Origin of the sequence: Pedobacter psychrodurus, assembly GCF_004331735.1 — a bacterium.
GTDB lineage: Bacteria > Bacteroidota > Bacteroidia > Sphingobacteriales > Sphingobacteriaceae > Pedobacter > Pedobacter psychrodurus.
In genome coordinates this window covers 60,083-79,112 of sequence record NZ_SJSO01000004.1, presented here as the reverse complement: position 1 = coordinate 79,112, position 19,030 = coordinate 60,083, and the positions used below count along the sequence as shown (strand labels likewise).

General features: G+C 38.0%; 16 protein-coding genes. 11 read left to right on the top strand and 5 right to left on the bottom strand.

The features are described from left to right. The first annotated feature begins 97 nt into the window (after window positions 1–97). Entirely contained in the window at window positions 98–1,066 is a 969-nt protein-coding gene (locus EZ456_RS05600; RefSeq protein WP_131528146.1) for a PDDEXK nuclease domain-containing protein, read from the top strand. A gap of 15 nt (window positions 1,067–1,081) precedes the next feature. Next, window positions 1,082–4,309: an amidohydrolase family protein gene (locus EZ456_RS05595; RefSeq protein ID WP_165501256.1), complete on the top strand. Its 3,228-nt coding sequence runs from the start codon at window positions 1,082–1,084 to the stop codon at window positions 4,307–4,309. Window positions 4,310–4,704: 395 nt separating this feature from the next. Here the strand turns inward: EZ456_RS05595 and EZ456_RS05590 are convergent, their stop codons facing one another. Further along, a complete protein-coding gene (locus EZ456_RS05590) occupies window positions 4,705–6,921 on the bottom strand; it encodes a B12-binding domain-containing radical SAM protein (protein WP_131528144.1) in 2,217 nt (738 codons plus the stop codon). A gap of 179 nt (window positions 6,922–7,100) precedes the next feature. Between EZ456_RS05590 and EZ456_RS05585 the strand changes: the two genes are divergently transcribed. Beyond that, window positions 7,101–7,817, top strand: coding sequence for a hypothetical protein (locus EZ456_RS05585; protein WP_131528142.1), 717 nt, complete (start codon window positions 7,101–7,103; stop codon window positions 7,815–7,817). A 49-nt stretch (window positions 7,818–7,866) separates the two neighbouring features. Here the strand turns inward: EZ456_RS05585 and EZ456_RS05580 are convergent, their stop codons facing one another. Then, window positions 7,867–9,057, bottom strand: a complete 1,191-nt coding sequence (locus EZ456_RS05580) for a BaiN/RdsA family NAD(P)/FAD-dependent oxidoreductase (protein ID WP_131528140.1) — start codon at window positions 9,055–9,057, stop codon at window positions 7,867–7,869. Between the two features lie 54 nt (window positions 9,058–9,111). On the opposite strand from EZ456_RS05580, the gene EZ456_RS05575 reads away from it, so the two are divergent. Together EZ456_RS05575 and purE are read left to right on the top strand one after the other, a co-directional pair. Further along, the gene (locus EZ456_RS05575; RefSeq protein WP_131528138.1) at window positions 9,112–10,251 is read left to right on the top strand and encodes a 5-(carboxyamino)imidazole ribonucleotide synthase; all 1,140 of its coding nucleotides are present in this window, start codon (window positions 9,112–9,114) and stop codon (window positions 10,249–10,251) included. Window positions 10,252–10,334: 83 nt separating this feature from the next. Continuing rightward, window positions 10,335–10,841, top strand: a complete 507-nt coding sequence (purE, locus tag EZ456_RS05570) for a 5-(carboxyamino)imidazole ribonucleotide mutase (protein ID WP_131528136.1) — start codon at window positions 10,335–10,337, stop codon at window positions 10,839–10,841. 145 nt (window positions 10,842–10,986) lie between these two features. Here the strand turns inward: purE and EZ456_RS05565 are convergent, their stop codons facing one another. Further along, the gene (locus EZ456_RS05565) at window positions 10,987–11,550 is read right to left on the bottom strand and encodes a YqgE/AlgH family protein (protein ID WP_131528134.1); all 564 of its coding nucleotides are present in this window, start codon (window positions 11,548–11,550) and stop codon (window positions 10,987–10,989) included. Window positions 11,551–11,596: 46 nt separating this feature from the next. Here EZ456_RS05565 and pdxH point away from each other — a divergent pair, with 46 nt between their 5' ends. Further along, window positions 11,597–12,247 carry a pyridoxamine 5'-phosphate oxidase gene (gene pdxH / locus EZ456_RS05560; RefSeq protein WP_131528132.1) on the top strand — a complete coding sequence of 217 codons (651 nt, stop codon included), beginning with the start codon at window positions 11,597–11,599 and terminating at the stop codon, window positions 12,245–12,247. Window positions 12,248–12,656: 409 nt separating this feature from the next. On the opposite strand, the gene EZ456_RS05555 is transcribed toward pdxH, so the two are convergent. Next, on the bottom strand, window positions 12,657–12,908 hold the full coding sequence (locus tag EZ456_RS05555; RefSeq protein WP_131528130.1) for a RagB/SusD family nutrient uptake outer membrane protein: 252 nt from the start codon (window positions 12,906–12,908) through the stop codon (window positions 12,657–12,659). Between the two features lie 143 nt (window positions 12,909–13,051). On the opposite strand from EZ456_RS05555, the gene EZ456_RS05550 reads away from it, so the two are divergent. The 3 genes from EZ456_RS05550 (at window position 13,052) to EZ456_RS05540 (ending at window position 16,748) form a co-directional block, all read left to right on the top strand. Further along, complete coding sequence (locus EZ456_RS05550) at window positions 13,052–13,945, top strand: 3-hydroxyacyl-CoA dehydrogenase family protein (RefSeq protein ID WP_131528571.1); 894 nt, start codon at window positions 13,052–13,054, stop codon at window positions 13,943–13,945. A 31-nt stretch (window positions 13,946–13,976) separates the two neighbouring features. Continuing rightward, a complete protein-coding gene (gene ruvB, locus EZ456_RS05545; RefSeq protein ID WP_131528128.1) occupies window positions 13,977–14,999 on the top strand; it encodes a Holliday junction branch migration DNA helicase RuvB in 1,023 nt (340 codons plus the stop codon). 237 nt (window positions 15,000–15,236) lie between these two features. Beyond that, complete coding sequence (locus EZ456_RS05540) at window positions 15,237–16,748, top strand: bifunctional GNAT family N-acetyltransferase/carbon-nitrogen hydrolase family protein (protein ID WP_131528126.1); 1,512 nt, start codon at window positions 15,237–15,239, stop codon at window positions 16,746–16,748. A 59-nt stretch (window positions 16,749–16,807) separates the two neighbouring features. On the opposite strand, the gene EZ456_RS05535 is transcribed toward EZ456_RS05540, so the two are convergent. Next, window positions 16,808–17,014 carry a hypothetical protein gene (locus EZ456_RS05535; RefSeq protein WP_131528124.1) on the bottom strand — a complete coding sequence of 69 codons (207 nt, stop codon included), beginning with the start codon at window positions 17,012–17,014 and terminating at the stop codon, window positions 16,808–16,810. A gap of 136 nt (window positions 17,015–17,150) precedes the next feature. On the opposite strand from EZ456_RS05535, the gene queG reads away from it, so the two are divergent. Together queG and EZ456_RS05525 are read left to right on the top strand one after the other, a co-directional pair. Then, window positions 17,151–18,086: a tRNA epoxyqueuosine(34) reductase QueG gene (gene queG / locus EZ456_RS05530; RefSeq protein ID WP_131528569.1), complete on the top strand. Its 936-nt coding sequence runs from the start codon at window positions 17,151–17,153 to the stop codon at window positions 18,084–18,086. After that, entirely contained in the window at window positions 18,087–18,932 is an 846-nt protein-coding gene (locus EZ456_RS05525; RefSeq protein ID WP_131528122.1) for a hypothetical protein, read from the top strand. Window positions 18,933–19,030 lie beyond the last annotated feature (98 nt).

The window sequence follows — 19,030 nt, the reverse complement described above, 5'->3', positions numbered from 1 at the left end:
AAACTATACATTTAATCCAAAATCGCCATTTATTATTACCAGAAATTGAAAAAATCATCTATAAAAGATTATTAACTTTGCTTAATAAGACAGGTACATGTTAGAAACGCAGTTTGCAGATGTTATTAGTTTAATTAAAAATGCCCGAACGGCTGCTTTAAAAACTGTAAATGCTGCACTAATAAATCTGTATTGGAATATTGGCGAGTATATCCACAATAAAGTCAAAAATGCCGAATGGGGACAATCTATAGTAAAGCAGCTGGCCGAGTTTTTATCAAAAAATGAACCAGATTTAAAGGGTTTTTCGGATAAGAATCTTTGGCGGATGAAACAGTTTTATGAAAGTTATAAAGATTATCCAAAACTCTCACCACTGGTGAGAGAAATTAGCTGGTCGCACAACCTAGCTATCTTTTCTCGATGCGGTAGTCCTGAAGCACGTGAATTTTATCTTAAACTATCTAAAAAAGAAAATTATTCTTTTAGAGAACTCGATCGCCAAATCTCAGCTGGTTTTTTTGAAAGATCAATTATAGGAAATACAAAACTCTCAACAGTGTTGAGAGAACTACATGACGAGTTAGAAAACAGCTTTAAGGATAGCTACGTATTTGAATTCCTTAATCTTCCAGAACCTCACAACGAAAGCGAGTTACAAAAAAGCTTAGTTATGGAAATGCGAAATTTCATTCTTGAACTCGGAAAAGACTTTTTGTTTATCAGTGAAGAATACAAAATACAGGTTGGCAACAGCGATTTCTATATCGATTTACTTTTTTACCATCGTGGCTTACAATGTTTAGTGGCAATTGAATTAAAGGTAGATAAATTTAAGCCTGAACATTTAGGACAATTAAATTTCTATTTAGAAGCATTAGATAGGGATGTAAAAAAATCAAACGAAAATCCAAGCATCGGAATTCTGCTTTGTAAGGATAAAGATAACGAAGTGGTAGAATACGCATTGAGCAGAAGTCTCTCCCCTACTTTGGTAGCCGAATATAAAACCCAGTTACCAGATAAAAAATTACTCCAAAGAAAAATACACGAATTGTTTAAATAATCATCCAATATAATAATGAAACACCTCTATTTTCTATCCGCTCTTTCCTTATTATTTTTCAGTTCAAATGCCCAAGAGAAGAAATGGGACATTGAAAAATACCAAGGCACAACAAAAAACTTCACTTTAAATACTGATGAAGGCACCTGGATGAATCTTGATGTAAGTGCTGACGGACAGGAAATTGCTTTTGATCTACTGGGCGATATCTACGTGATGCCCATCGCTGGTGGAGTAGCAAAACTAATTAGTGGTGGTATTGCATGGGACGTTCAACCCCGGTTTAGCCCGAACGGCAAATACATTTCTTACACCAGTGATAAAAGTGGTGGAGATAACATCTGGATTATGAACCGCGATGGCTCCGGCAAAAAACAGATTACTAAAGAAAGTTTCAGGCTGTTGAATAATGCCACCTGGATGCCCAATAGCGAATACGTAATTGCAAGAAAACACTTTACTGCAGGTCGCTCTTTAGGCGCCGGTGAAATGTGGATGTATAGTATAAACGGCGGTGATGGCGTACAACTAACCAAACGCAAAAACGATCAGCAAGATGCAGGCGAACCTAACGTTTCGCCAGATGGCAGATATGTTTACTTTAGCGAAGATGTAAGCCCTGGCCCTAATTTCGAATACAGTAAAGATCCAAACGGAACCATTTATGCCATCCGCCAGCTTGATTTAACTACAGGCAAATTAAATACCTTAATTAATGAACAGGGAGGCGCTTGTCGTCCGCAGGTTTCTCCAGATGGAAATTTAATTGCTTTTGTAAAACGTGTAAGGTTAAAATCTACTTTATATGTGCAGAATCTTAAAACGGGTGAAGAGTGGCCGATAAATGAAGATTTGTCTCACGATCAGCAGGAAACCTGGGCGATTTTCGGCGTTTATCCAAATTTTGCATGGACTCCAGATAGCAAAAGTATCGTATACTATGCAAAAGGAAAAATTAGAAAAACAGAAATCGTGACACTGATCAATACGACCATTCCTTTTCAGGCCAATACAATTCAAACAGTACAAAAAGCCTTACATTTTGAGCAACAGGTTTTCAGTAATGAGTTTTCGGCAAAAATGTTAAGACAATTAACAACTTCACCTGATGGAAAAATAATTGTTTTTAATGCAGCAGGATACTTATACAAACAAGAGTTGCCAGCGGGAACACCAGAAAGGTTAACCAATGGATTGGATTTCGAATTTGAACCCGCCTTTAGCCCTGATGGAAAATATGTTGTTTATACAACCTGGAGCGATGAATTACGAGGGGCAATAAAGCGGACGGACGTGAAATCGGGAAAAACCATTATGCTAACTGATGAAAAAGGTTTTTATTATTCTCCTCAATACTCAACAAAAGGTGATAAAATCGTTTTCAGAAAAGGAAGTGGTAACGATGTTTTAGGTTATAACTATGGCCGAGGAACAGGTATTTTTATGATGCCAGCAAATGGTGGTGCTAAAACTTTGATTTTAGATAATGGAATCCGCCCGCAGTTTAACAATACCGATACCCGCATTTATTTCCAGAGTTATGCTGACGGTAAAAAAGCATTAAAAAGTATCGACTTAAACGGTGCAAATGAAAGAACACACTTTACTTCTCAATATGCCAATCAGTTCGTTATTAGTCCAGATAATAAATGGATGGCGTTTAACGAATTATTTAACGTTTACATCACACCAATGATCAATATTGGTGCTGCACAGGATGCATCAGCAGGCAATAAAGCCATTCCGGCTACCAAAGTGACTACCGATGGTGGTACCTACCTTCAATGGAGTGCGGATAGCAAAAACCTGCATTGGACACTGGGACCGAAATATTTTACCATTGATGTAAATAATGCTTTCAACTTTGATGGAGCTACTCCTAAAACTGAAGCATCTTCTATCGACATCAATTTGACATTAAAGTCTGACATACCTGCCGGAATAGTGGCGCTGAAAGGCGCAAGGATTATTTCGATGAAAGGCGACGAAGTAATTGAAAATGGAACCATCATTACTGATGGAAATAAAATTACTGCAATAGGAAAAGCAGATGCGGTGACTATTCCAGCCAATGCAAAAGTAATTGATGTAAATGGCAAGACCATTATGCCAGGCATTGTTGATGTTCACGCCCACTTACGTACCAGTCCGGATGGAATTACACCTCAAAACGACTGGAGTTATATGGCCAATCTGGCTTTTGGTGTCACCACTTCGCACGATCCATCGAGCAATACCGAAATGGTTTTTAGCCAGAGCGAAATGCTTAAAGCCGGCAGAATGGTTGGTCCACGAGTTTATTCAACTGGTGGTATTTTATATGGTGCAGATGGCGATTTTAAAGTAGTAATTAATAGTTTAGACGATGCCTTGGCCAATTTACGCAGGTTAAAAGCAGTTGGGGCCTTTTCAGTAAAATCTTATAATCAACCACGCAGAGAGCAGCGTCAACAGATTTTAGAAGCAGCCAGACAGTTAAATATGGAAGTTGTACCTGAAGGTGGCTCAACCTTTTTCACTAACATGAATATGGTTGCCGATGGACATACCGGAATTGAACATAGTATTCCTGTTATACCAGTTTATAAAGATGTGACTACGCTTTGGAACAATACCGAAGTGGCTTATACACCTACTTTAATTGTGGCTTACGGGGGGCAATGGGGCGAAAATTATTGGTATGACAGAACCAATGTTTGGGAGAACGAAAAATTAATGACCTATACGCCCCGTTCGATTATTGATGCCAGAGCAAGACGGAGAACAACTTCTGAGTACAGCGATTACAACCATATCGATATCGCCAAAGCAACCAAACAGATCGCTGATGGTGGGACAAAAGTTAACCTCGGTGCACACGGACAGATTCAAGGGCTAGGTGCACACTGGGAGTTATGGATGTTTGTTCAGGGCGGTTTTACGCCATTACAGGCTATTAGGGCAGCAACCTTAAATGGTGCTAGCTATTTAGGCATGAATAAAGAAATTGGCTCACTGGAAGTTGGTAAACTGGCCGATATGGTGATTATGGATGCCAATCCTTTGGATGATATCCGCAACTCGGAGAAAATTAAATATGTAATGATTAACGGGCGGCTTTATGATAGCGCTACTTTAAATGAAGTGGGAACCAGAGAAAAATTGCGGGGTAAATTATGGTTCGAAAATACCAGAGGAAACGGTTATATTGTTCCTACTACTGATTCAGAAACCTGGACATTTACTATTCCGCATTGTGATTAAAATTATTATAGCGTAATTGTTAAACTATTTTGATCCTATAAGAAATATGAGGGAATATAAGCTTAAATGATCTTATATTTTTTATATGGTCAAAAACAAGAATACGATAATCCTTTTTTTTAGCACTGATTGCAATGGCTTATATCAATTCTTCGTTGCAGTAATGAAGGACAGGAAATCGATCGTATCGTGGTTGCTGCTGATCTTAAATTCAATTATACTAATCGGTATCATTTATTTCCTGACGCATTTTAAAATGAAGATGTAGTGTTGACGCCAATTATTAATTAGTATTCGTCATCTCGACTGCAGCGTAGCGGAATGGAGAGATCTATCTAGACAGATTTCTCGACTTCGTTGCACTTCGCTCGAAATGACGATTTTATGATAAGAATTTATAAAACCAACAGGCCGTATTCTCTAAGCGTATTAATCGGTTTAGAGTACCAAAACAGCTCGAAATTTTCCATTTCACACTCAAAATCAGCTTTAACTTCTTGAAAAGTAAATACCTTTTCGTTTGAGATGGAAATTTTACCCAAAACAGCACTCAGCCACTCCCCTTCTTTTTTATTCGTCTGTAGGGTAAACGTTTCTTTTTTATCGTGAAAAGTAAGCGAAGCCATTTCCCAGCTATGCCCTTTTTTCGATTTGGTAAAATAATCGGTAGAAGGTTTTCCTCCTATCCACACTACTTTTGCAGTAGGTTTCGTATTAAACTGATCTGCATCATTCAAAGCCTTTTCAATAAAATCGGCAGTGATTTTAGTTCGCGGAATCTTAAAATCGAACCAATCTTGCAATTCGTAATCAAAACAGATGCCGTGCATAAAATTGAAAAGCGACTTTTTCAATCCAAAGCTGAATTTATTATGATCAATCCCTGTTTTATCCGTGTAATTGATATCATTATTAGCAAAAGTCCCAATCACTTCTGTGTCTTTTACCACCCCAAATTTTTCTGGATACATGCCTACAGGGCTATGTGCAGTCATGGCAAACTGGTGCCAAAATCCAGATTGTAATATTCCAGCTTCGAACAGCTGGCGCACCATTTCTAAACTATCGATCGTTTCCTGTACCGTTTGTGTAGGGTAGCCATACATTAAATAAGCATGTACCATAATACCAGCTTCGGTAAAATTGCGTGTAACCTTAGCCACTTGTTCTACGGTTACCCCTTTATCGATCAGTTTTAACAAACGATCTGATGCCACTTCTAATCCTCCTGAAACCGCAATACAACCTGATGCTTTTAACAATAGACATAGATCTTTTGTAAAACTCTTTTCAAAACGGATGTTGGTCCACCAGGTAACGGCTAATTTTCTTCTGATAATTTCTAAAGCTACCTCACGCATTAATGCAGGTGGTGCAGCTTCATCAACAAAGTGAAAACCATTTTGCCCTGTTTTCTCATAAAGATCTTCTATCCGATCTACAATCAACCTAGCTGCAACAGGTTCGTAAACCTTAATATAATCAAGCGAAATATCGCAGAATGTGCATTTGCCCCAATAACATCCATGCGCCATGGTGAGTTTGTTCCAACGTCCATCACTCCACATGCGGTGCATTGGATTTACAATTTCAATTACAGAAATATATTTATCCAATAATAAGCCAGTGTAATCTGGCGTACCTACATCAGCCTGTTTATAATCGTTTCTGAAAGCATCGTTACGGTAAACTACTTTACCATTTTCAAGCAAAAAAGTTCTTTTATAAAAATGAACCTCAGCTGGAACAGGATGTGTAATGTTTTGGTATAAGAGCTCTATCGGCAGTTCGCCGTCATCTAAAGTGATGTAATCAAAGAACTCAAAAACCCTTGCATCTGATAATGACCTTAACTCGGTGTTCGGAAAACCACCGCCCATAGAAATTTTAATTCCTGGATAATTGGCCTTTATCCATTGCGCACAGCGGAAAGCACTATATAAATTGCCTGGAAAAGGAACAGAAATCAGGAATAATTTGGGCTGAAGGATTTCAATTTTCGCTTTTAAAACCGAAATCAGAATGTGATCAATGTAGGTTGGTTCTTTCAGCAAAGCACCGTACAACTCATCAAAAGAGTTTGCGCTTCTACCCAAACGTTCTGCATAACGGCTAAAACCAAAATTTTCATCGATACATTCTACAATATAATCAGATATATCTTCGAGATAAAGCGTAGCAAGGTGTTTAGCTTTATCTTGCGTACCCATGGCACCAAAAGCCCAATCTAACTCTTCTAATTGCGAAAATCGCGAAGCTTGCGGAAGAAAATCGTCGCTACAGATCTGCAAAGCCAAAGTTGGATTCTTTCCTTGTAAAAATGAAATTACAGCATCGATTGTTTTTAGATATTCATCCTGTAAAGCAAAAATACGTTTAGCATTGTCACTTTTGAGGTTTCTATTGTCAACAATTGAACTATGCGCAGTGTGACTGAATAAATCTTGAAGTCCTTTTTTAGAAAATAATTTTAAAATTACCTCAATGCCTAAATCGGCCTGTGTAGCACTTATATTTTTGGTATTCAGAAAACCTTTTATATACGCCGTTGCTGGATATGGAGTATTCAGTTGGGTAAAGGGTGGCGTAATGGCAAATATTTCGGTTTTCAAAAGGAATTGTTTTTTCTGCAAAAGTACGGGAATTTTTATACAGTCGTCACCTTGAATTTATTTCAGGGTCTATTTTTCGAAAGAAATGCTCATCCCGATGTAAAATCTGCGACGGCATAATGAGTCGTGAGATATAATTCAATTAAACTAAAATGCCAATTAAAACGTTTTCTAATTAAATGAAAGTTTTTTGTTTCTACATCCTGATGCTCTGTGCGCAAATCAGCTTTGCGCAAAAAACATTTGTATTCCCTAAAATTAAAGCACAAGGATCTTCTGCTCAACAGTTTACCCCAGCCAACTGGACTGTTATCGATCAGGTTTATGGAGATTTAAACAACGATGCTTCAGACGATTTAGCAGTAGTTTTCGAGTTTAATAAATCTATCGACGAAACCCGTGTTTACGGCGATAATAATACAGATATTATAAAAGAAACACAAAAACCGAGGATACTGGCTATTTTTTTTAAAGATAAATTAACAGGAACTTTTAGTTTATCCACACAAAACAACGATTTCATTTTACGTTCGGAAGAAGGTGGAAAATTAGGTGATCCATTACAGCAGATTGCAATTAAAGACCAACAACTCTATCTGCGTTTTCAGGGTGGTTCTGAATGGCGCTGGGAATTGGGCTATACTTTTAAATTCGAGAATAAAGACTGGTTTTTAACAAGTGCGATAAACCTGTACTTTAACCAGAACAGTGGTGATATGACAGAAAGGGTTTACGATTTCAAAACGCGTGAGTTATTTACCACCGTTGGTAATCTGCATAGAAGAGATATTTCGAACCGGAGGACAAGTGAGGTTTTGTATTTTTCGCAACTTAGAACTTTTAAAACCTTTAAAAAACCATGGGCGTGGGAAGTAATGCCTAATGTTTATTTGTAGGGTCTAAACCTACCAGGTTTTCGAAACCTGATAGGTTTAATAGACTGGGCTACAAGTTCTTCGCTATTACAAAACCGCTTGCCCAGGCCCATTGAAAATTATAGCCCCCCAGCCAACCTGTAACATCCAAGCACTCGCCGCCAAAAAACAGGTTCGGAATCTTTTTGCACTCCAAAGTTTTAGAGGATATCTCATTGGTATCAATTCCACCACGCATTACTTCAGCTTTATCGTAACCTTTATCGCCTGCTGGTTTAACTTTAAAATGGTGGATAGTTTGTTCAATTAAATCGATCTCTGCCTTTGTTAATGCAGCAACAGGTTTACTTAAAGGCAAAAACTTCCCTAAAGCATCGGTAAACTTTTTGGTATACATCCGGTTCAACAGCGTTGATAATAAAGTTTTACCATTTGTTTTCCTTTCTTCATCCAATAGTGCAACCATATTTTGATGTGGTAACAGATTCAGGTTAATGGTTTCACCCCTTCTCCAAAAAGAAGAAATTTGCAAAATGGCTGGGCCGCTTAATCCCCAATGGGTAAAAAGGATATTTTCTTCGAACGAGATTTCATCATTGCTTACCTCGCAAAAAACAGAATTGCCCGAAAGCTGTGCAAACCACTCTTCGTCTTTTCCAGTAATGGTTAATGGAACCAGAGCGGGTGCGGTTTCGATGATTTTTAAGTCGTGTTTTCTGGCAAAACGTAAGGCAAAATCAGTAGCACCCATCTTCGGGATCGGTAATCCTCCTGTAGCAATTACCAGCTTTTCTGCCGTTAAAACAACTGTTTTTCCATTCTTCTCATAACTTACTTTAAAACCTTCAGGTAATATTTCGATATCCTTTACATCGGCACTACACCTAATTTCCTGCCCGAAATCTTCACAAATGGAAGTAAAAACCTGAACAACATCCTTAGCATTCTTATCATCGGGAAATAATTGGCCTAAAGTTTTTTCTTTGCCCGCGATACCATAGGTTTCAAAAAAGCCAATGGTATCGTCAACCGTCCATTGCGTGAAAGCAGATTTGATAAAATGTGGATTTGCAGATATAAACTGCTCAGCTGATGCGAATTGGTTTGTATAGTTACAGCGACCACCGCCAGAAATCAAAATTTTGGAACCTGGTTTTTCGTTTTTTTCGAGCACAATTACTTTCTTACCCAGATAGCCTGCCTGCACTGCACACATCAATCCGCAAGCACCTGCACCAATAATTATTGCATCAGCATTCATCAATAAAATTTATTATGGTTACTTTTGCACAAAAGTAGCATTATTTTCAAGCGCATGGCAAAACAGATTAGCGAATTAAAATTAGGTATTTTAGGTGGCGGACAATTGGGCAGAATGCTCATTCAACAAGCAATTAATTATAATGTAACTACATTAGTTTTAGACCCAGATCCTGATGCGCCTTGTAAACATATCTCTAATTATTTCGAAAATGGATCGATTACCGATTTTGATACCGTTTACAACTTCGGGAAGAAAGCCGATATCATTACTATCGAAATTGAAAAAGTAAATATTGATGCACTTGAACAGCTCGAAAAGGAAGGTAAAAAGGTATTTCCTCAATCAAGAGTGATCCGTTTAATCCAGGATAAAGGCGTACAAAAACAGTTTTTCAAAGAAAACGATATCCCAACCTCTCCTTTCCAGATTGTAAATACGAAGGAAGACATGCAGAACAGTCCTTTCCATTTTCCATACATTTTGAAATTGAGAAAAGATGGTTACGATGGTAAAGGTGTAATAAAAATCAACAGTGCTGCCGATTTGGATAAAGCTTTTGATGCACCTTGTATTATTGAAAAACTGGTCGATTTTGAAAAAGAAGTTGCTGTAATTGTGGCCCGTAATGCCAATGGCGACATGAAAACTTTCCCTATGGTAGAAATGGAGTTTAATCCTGAAGCCAATTTGGTTGAGTTCTTGATTTCCCCATCAACTTTTGCAGAAAGCTTGCAACAAAAAGCAGAGAACATTGCCAAAAACATAGCTTCTGCAATGAACATTACGGGAATTTTAGCCGTAGAAATGTTTATATGTAAAGATGGCGAATTGCTGGTTAACGAGGTTGCTCCCCGCCCGCATAATAGCGGTCATCAAACCATAGAGGGTAATTATGTTTCTCAGTTCGAACAACATTTACGTTCTATTTATAATTTACCACTTGGCGACACCAGTAGCATTACCAATGCCATTATGATTAATATACTTGGCGAAAAAGGCTTTGAAGGTGTAGCAAAATATGAAAATCTAGAGAAAATATTAGCCATTGATGGTGTTTATGTCCATCTGTATGGAAAGAAATATACTAAACCCTTCCGCAAAATGGGACATGTAACGATTGTAGATATCGATAGGGAAAAAGCCATTGAAAAAGCAAGGTTTGTTCAAAAAACATTAAAAGTAATTGCATAGTCCCCTAGCCTCCTGAAGGGGGAACTAAAAGCAGGGTGGAAATGCAAAAAGTTTAAAAGAAGTTAAAAAAGAAATAAATAGATATGAGTGAAGGAAATTCAAGTTCGGCATTAGTTGGAATTATAATGGGAAGCAAATCTGACCTATCTGTTATGCAAGATGCTGCTGATGTATTAAAAGAATTTGGAATAAACTATGAAATTACGGTTGTTTCTGCCCACAGAACACCAGAACGTATGTTCAATTATGCCAAAGAAGCACAAGGCCGTGGCTTAAAAGTAATTATAGCCGGTGCTGGTGGTGCTGCTCACTTGCCAGGAATGGTGGCTTCTATTACCACATTACCTGTGATCGGTGTTCCGGTTAAATCATCTAATTCTATTGATGGCTGGGATAGTATTTTATCGATCTTACAAATGCCAAATGGTATTCCGGTTGCTACAGTAGCTTTAAATGCAGCTAAAAACGCAGGTTTATTGGCCACTCAGATTTTAGCTACAGCAGATGAATCTTTAACAGTTAAAATGCAGGCTTATAAAGATGAACTGAGAAGAAAAGTAGAAGAAAGCGCAGATAGTCTGGAGTCCTAAGTGGCAATGACCGACCAAAATGTATCGTTATTTCGAGCGGAGTGCAACGCAGCCGAGAAATCTGTTTCGATAGATCTCTCCATTCCGCTACGCTTCAGTCGAGATGACGACTACTTTATATAAAACTCACCCCCCCAACTCCAAACTAATTCAAACTCGGATCTACAGGAAAATTACTAATATGTGCATATTTTGGGCCTAAGTTTACAACCACATCCCGCCAAAGCTTTTCATCATCATTACTAAAAATGAGATCAGGATTAAAGCTATCACTTACCATCCAGGCATTCTGCTCTATTTCGCGATCTAACTGCCCATTATCCCAACCAGAATAGCCCATAAAAAATTTCACCTCATCAGCGCTTATGGCATTGGTATTTAAGAGGATTTTAAGTGTTTCAAAATTCCCGCCCCAATATAACCCATTCCCTATGGGTTCGCCACTCTGCAATTTATCATAACACCTATGGATAAAATGTAAGGTATCTGCAGCAACAGGTCCACCAAAATAAATGTAATTTTTCGCGTCCCACAAATCCTGTATTACATCATTCAGCATCAGATTACCTACCTGATTAAGGATATAACCTACAGTTCCATCATCACCATGTTCTGTTAACAGCACAACAGATCTTTTAAAATTCGGATCGGCCATAAAAGGTTCTGAGATGAGCAAGCGGCCAGTTTTTGGTTTTATATTGTTCAGCATGATGATAATCATTTGTTACACCGTAAAAGATGCCTATTTTTGTTAAATGCAAGTTACAAATGAATTTCTACAAAACCTGCGCCAAGATTACAAAAGCGCTTCGCTAGACGAATCTGACGTTGATCAAGACCCGATTATCCAGTTTAAAAAATGGTTTCAGCATGCTGTTGATGCCCAGATATATGAGCCCAATGTAATGACTTTGGCTACGGCAGATAAAGCTGGCCGACCAGATGCCCGTATTGTTTTACTTAAAGGTGTTGATACCGATGGATTTAGGTTCTTTACGAATTACCTTAGCGAAAAAGGAAAAGAGCTGAAACGAAACCCTTATGCGGCTTTGGTATTTTTCTGGCCTGAACTGGAAAGACAGGTCAGAATTGAAGGAACGGTAGAAAAATTAGATAAAGAAACTTCTGAAGAATATTTCAATACAAGACCTGTTGACAGTCAGATTGGCGCAGTTGCCTCACCTCAGAGTCAGGTTATTCCAAATAGAGTATTTTTAGAAGAAAAATTTGAAGAATTAAAAGCTAAAAGCGCAGATAAGGGCATCGCAAAACCAGCGCATTGGGGCGGTTATATTGTAAAACCGACTAGAATAGAGTTTTGGCAAGGAAGAAGAAGCAGATTACACGACAGGATAAATTTCGAGCTGATAAAAGGAAGTTGGACTAAAACCAGACTAGCACCGTAAGCTTAATATAAAACTATAGAGATCGGCTATCCAGCAAGATCTCTATTTTAACTAATCATTAACTAACCTAACTTTACTAGGAAGTGCCTTTATGAAAACGTCTTCATTTCTTCAATGTTGACGGTAATTTTCTATATTCTGTAAGCAAATCATTTGCTTTCTTGTTTTTGCTGATAGATCAAAAGTCCTCAAAAAAGACATTAAAATGAAGGAAGTATCGATGAATAATTGCTTTGTATCGATCAAAAAAAACCTAAATAATATTTAACGTCTCCTTTAACATTTTTTAACTATATAAATTTGTTAATCAGTATTTTATATATTAAAAATTAAAGTAAAATCTATTCAAATAATTTCAATATATAGCAAAAAAACCAGGCTCAAATATCATTCTGATCGGAATAAAATTTTAGCCTGGGTTAACTATGGGTTTTACATTTTTTAAGTAGCCTGGATTTTGAGTAATATTTGGATTAACATTAAGCTCATCAATTGGAATTGACCAAATGTACCTATAAGCAATTGCTGCTTTAGCCTCAGTTGTAACCGGCCTTAACACAGCATCCCAGTTAGAACCAGTCCGACTTAAAGCAGTTACCAGTATTTTAGCTGAATTTCCACTCCCATTGAAAAATATCACTAAAAAACAAAAAAAGCGCATAAAGACTAAATTACTTCAGAAACGGACAATTTGAGATTATTACTAATTAAAAAAATCGGTATTATATGTGCGTTTTATAATGAATAAAGATTGACTGAACTTAGTTGCAAATAAGTAAATTCGCTTTTTAAATCTATTAAATGATGAAACAAATCGCCGTTATAGGATCTGGCACCATGGGAAATGGCATTGCTCACACCTTTGCACAATTCAATTATCAAGTCAACCTGATCGACATCAATCAGTCTGCGTTGGATAAAGCCATACAAACCATTACCAAAAATCTAGACAGACAGGTTGCCAAAGGAACATTAACAGAAGTTCAGAAAGCTAAAACACTTAATAACATTACCACATATACCTCAACAAAGGATGGGGTTCAGCGTGCCGATTTAATTGTAGAGGCAGCTACCGAAAATATTGACTTAAAATTGAAAATTTTTAAGGATTTAGATGAATATGCTCCTATACATGCTATATTGGCTTCTAACACTTCTTCTATTTCCATTACGCAGATTGCTGCCGTAACTGGTAGAGGAGATAAAATAATCGGGATGCATTTTATGAATCCCGTTCCAGTAATGAAGTTGGTAGAGGTAATCAGAGGTTACGCCACCAGTGATGAAACAACCAGTACCATTATGTCGCTATCGCAAAGTTTGGAGAAAGTTCCTGTTGAGGTAAACGATTATCCGGGTTTTGTAGCCAACCGCATTTTAATGCCAATGATTAACGAGGCCATTTATACTTTGTACGAAGGCGTTGCAGGTGTTTACGAAATCGATACGGTAATGAAACTCGGAATGGCACACCCCATGGGGCCCTTACAGTTAGCCGATTTTATTGGTCTGGATGTTTGTTTGGCGATCTTAAAAGTATTGAACGATGGTTTTGGTAATCCTAAATACGCACCATGCCCTTTACTGGTAAACATGGTGGCAGCGGGTAAAAAAGGCGCTAAAACTGGCGAAGGTTTTTATAAATATACTGCGGGATCAAAAGATCTTATCGTTTCTGATAAATTTAAAAAATCCTAATTTTTTTAGCATTTAATTTTATATTTGCTGTATGAATGAGAATCTGGATCCTGAAGCAAGCAACCTAAGCCCTACCGATCGCGATATTGAAAGGGTTTTAAGGCCGCAGGCTTTTGAAGATTTTACGGGGCAGGAAAAAGTGATGGAAAACCTGAAAATTTTTGTTCAGGCGGCGAAACTCCGTGGCGAGGCTTTAGACCATGTTCTTTTACATGGCCCTCCGGGGTTAGGCAAAACTACACTTTCTCATATCATTGCCAATGAAATGGCTACGGGCATCAAAGTAACCTCTGGTCCGGTATTAGATAAACCTGGCGATTTAGCTGGTTTATTAACTGGCTTGGATGAAGGCGATATCCTTTTTATTGATGAGATCCACCGTTTATCACCCCTTGTTGAAGAGTACCTCTATTCTGCCATGGAGGATTTTAAGATCGATATTATGCTCGAAACTGGTCCGAATGCACGTTCCGTACAGATATCGCTTAATCCTTTTACGCTGGTTGGTGCAACTACGCGTTCCGGACTATTAACAGCTCCTTTAAGAGCCCGTTTCGGAATTAATGCCCGTTTGGCCTATTATGACGCAAAACTATTAACAACAATTGTACTGCGCTCATCTGAAATACTAAAAACACCGATCAGTGATGAAGGTGCCTATGAAATTGCACGCCGTAGCCGTGGTACACCACGTATAGCCAATGCACTTTTACGCAGAACCAGAGATTTTGCGCAGATTAAGGGAAATGGAAATATCGATACGGAAATAGCTCGGTATGCCTTAAATGCCCTGAATGTTGACGAACATGGATTAGATGAGATGGACAACAGGATTCTGGTTACCATTATCGATAAATTTAAAGGTGGCCCGGTAGGTTTAAAAACCATTGCAACGGCTGTTGGAGAAGATGAAGGCACCATTGAAGAGGTTTATGAACCGTTTTTGATCCAGGAGGGATATATCATGCGTACTTCACGTGGCCGCGAGGTTACCGAAGCCGCGTACAAACACTTAAAAAAGAACTATCCAGGGCAAACTGGGAAGTTGTTTTAATAGCATACATATTGGCGGTTCTTCATTCCCAACCCGATAGCTATCGGGTTAATTGGGGAATCTTAAAGCCTATTGCGTTAAGATTCCCACCTGCGTGGGAAAGACGATTTATGTTTAAGATTTCTTCATACAACCCAAACCCTTCTACTTCAGTTCGCAATGACGATCTGCTGAAAAAATAAAATCCTTTTGAACATTTGACTTCATTCTGTGTTCATTAAATACAAATCAAACATTATGAATATTGAATTACGTAAACTAACGCTCGAAGATTACGAAGATCTTAAAGAATCAATGCTCCAGGCTTATGACAGTATGGGTGGTTCCATCTGGCCAAAATCGAGTATCGCAAAACTTTTAAATATTTTCCCTGAAGGACAGCTCTGCATCGCTGTTGACGACAAAGTTGTGGCCTGTTCATTGGCCATTATTGTACAATATGATGAATACGGCGATCGGCACACCTATAAATTGATTACTGGTGATTACTCTTTTACAACACACGATCCCAATGGCGATACACTTTACGGCATCGAAATTTTCGTACACCCTGATTACCGTGGACTACGGTTAGGAAGAAGATTGTACGAGGCCAGGAAAGAACTCTGTGAAAGTCTTAACCTTAAAAGCATTATTGCAGGCGGCAGAATTCCCGGTTACCATCAATATGCAGAGCAGTTGAGTCCGAGGCAATATATAGACAAGGTAAAAGCGAAAGAAATTTACGACCCAACGCTTACTTTTCAGATTTCGAATGATTTTCACGTAAGAAAAGTATTAAAGAATTATTTACCTGGCGATAAAGAATCAAAAGAATATGCCACCTTAATTGAATGGAACAATATATACTACCAGGGAGTTGTTGCTTCAGCCCGTTCGGCAATGACCATCCGTTTAGGTTTGGTGCAATGGGAAATGCGCTTATTTCCAAATATGGATGCATTTTATGAGCAGGTAGAATTTTTTGTTGATGCACTGAGCGGATACAAATCGGATTTTATTATGTTCCCTGAGCTATTTAATACTCCTTTATTACAGCCTTACAACCACTTACCCGAAATTGAGGCTATGCGAAAACTAGCCGAAAAAACAGAAGAGATTGTACAGAAAATGCATGAATATGCGCTAAGTTATAATGTAAATATCATTACAGGTAGTATGCCATTATTGGAGGATGGAAAACTTTATAACGCTACCTACCTCTGCCACCGCACCGGTAAAATAGATGAATATAGAAAAATCCACATCACACCAAATGAGCAAAAATATTACGGCATGATCGGTGGCGATAAAGTTCAGGTTTTCGATACCGATTGTGGTAAAGTAGGTATCTTGATTTGTTATGACGTAGAATTCCCTGAATTGAGCCGCATATATGCCGATCAGGGTATGCAGATTTTATTTGTACCATTCCTAACCGATACGCAAAACGGTTATACACGTGTTCGCCATTGCGCACAGGCACGGGCAATAGAAAACGAATGTTATGTAGCCATTGCAGGCTGCGTAGGCAATTTACCTAAAGTAAACAACATGGACATCCAGTTTGCTCAATCGGCAGTTTTTACACCATCCGATTTTGCTTTTCCTACTAATGCAATTAAAGCCGAGGCTACACCGAATACGGAGATGGTACTGGTAGTAGATGTCGATCTGCATTTATTGGATGAGCTGCATCATTACGGAACCGTAAAGATTTTAAAAGACAGGCGGAAAGATCTCTACCAGATTAAACTTTTAAAAGAATAACAAAATAAAAAATGCCGGTCATATCATCTACCGGCATTTCATTTTTAACCTAAAGCTAATTATTTTCTCATCACAAACCATATAATCAAACCAATGATAATGGCTATTGGTAGCACCCATTTCAGAGCCTGCCCTGCGCCATTTTCATCTTTCTCAGTTACCGCAGGTTTTGCGGGTCCTGGATCTTCTTTATGACTTTCATAATCTTTTTCAATCGGTTTCGGAGCTGCTCCTGATTCCGTATGTTGTGGTTCTATGTTTTCCATATCTACTATGCTAAAAGTTCTCCTTCTTAGTTGATATCCAATTTGGATGAACCCTAATCAATTAATTTAGTTTCTATGTTTAGAACAAGTGATTAATGAAAATGTTTTAAATCCTAAGCCTTATCTTTGCAAATCGGTGTACAACAATTATGCAAAATATAGCCAGCTGATCAAAGATGAAGCCATGCGTTTAGGCTTTATGGCCTGTGGCATTTCCAAAGCTGAATTCCTTGAAGAAGAAGCGCCCAGACTGGAAAAATGGCTGAACAAAAACCATCATGGCGAAATGAAATACATGGAAAATTATTTCGATAAACGTCTAGATCCCAGATTACTGGTTGATGATGCTAAATCGGTAATCTCCTTGTCGTTAAACTATTATACCGAAGAAAAACAATCAGATCCCAATGCGCCTAAAATTTCTAAGTATGCTTACGGACAGGATTACCACACTGTAATAAAAGATAAACTAAAGGAACTCACTCATTTTATAGAAGAAAATATTGGAGAAGTTTCTGGAAGGGCGTTTGTAGATTCTGCTCCAGTTTTAGATCGTGCCTGGGCCAAAAAATCGGGGATTGGATGGATCGGTAAAAATTCTAACCTGATCAGTAAAACTGATGGTTCTTTTTTTTTCCTTGCCGAACTAATTGTTGACCTAGAGCTGGATTACGATCATCCGTATCAGGCCGATTACTGTGGAACTTGCACCCGCTGTTTGGATGCCTGCCCCACTGATGCTATTATTGCGCCACAGGTTGTAGATGGGACGAAATGCATCTCCTACCTCACCATTGAGCTCAAAAATGAAATCCCGAATGAGTTTAAAGATAAAATGAGTAACTGGATGTTTGGCTGCGATATCTGTCAGGATGTTTGCCCCTGGAACCGTTTCTCTAAAGCACACAATGAGGATGCCTTTAAACCCGAGAATGGATTACTGGATTTAAACGCAAAAGACCTAACCGAAATTACGGATGATGTTTTTAAAAAGGTTTTTAAGGGATCAGCAGTTAAGCGCACTAAATTTACGGGATTGAAAAGAAATATCGATTTTCTTAAACCTGAATAAATGAAAGGATTATCAGCATTTTTTTTATTGACTTTTACTTTCCTTTATACGAGCGCACAAGATCTTCATCTCAAGAAAAGAAAAAAGAATGCATTAGCTGGGAAAGAATTTGCGATGCTCATCAGTGATAGTAGCTTAAGCCTGTCGGATCGTGAAAAAATAATATTCAAAGAGATTAAAAAAGGCAATGTTCCTGATTTTTTACGGAAACTTGTAAAGATCGAAGTGGATTGGATAAGTGATCAAAAAACAAATCATATTAGTTACTACGTACTACCTGATTATTTTGCAATCGGGACCAACAACGATTTTTTTTATGTTCCAATGACGCCTATTTTAGCTCAGAAAGTTGCCAACCTAACTAAGTGCTCACTTCCCACCAAACTCTTGGTCGATCACATTTATAAAGAAGCAAAAATCAAGTTGGCTCCTCAACCTATTCTACCAACTAAAGAAATGACAACTGTACGAGTTTTTATTGCACACACAGATTCTATACTTAAGCAGCTTACTCCACTCTTGGCTAGCCATCACTTAGGAGAACTAACCGCAGGAAATAAAAAAGACATTATTATTTCAAATAAGATTTATGGAGAATCAACGTCCAGGGTGGTCATTTATGGTTGGCATAAATTAGACGGAAAAGCCATTCAACCGGTATTCAACAAACACACCAACACCTGGGCTGATTACAGTCACGGCATTAGATTAATCCAAAACAGTATTTATATCAATCAAAAAAAAACATCTCTTAAAAAAGCTTTAGGAGATGTTGAATTCTGTAATGTTTTTAGTGATGAAGGTAGGATTGATAACCCTTACTATCCTATATTTAAATCTTATTAATTCAATCTATCGGTCGGTGTCTCAACGACAGAAATCCAATATGTTAACACAATCGGTAAGTAAAAAGAAATATTCTTTTTGGTTGGTGAGACACCAAC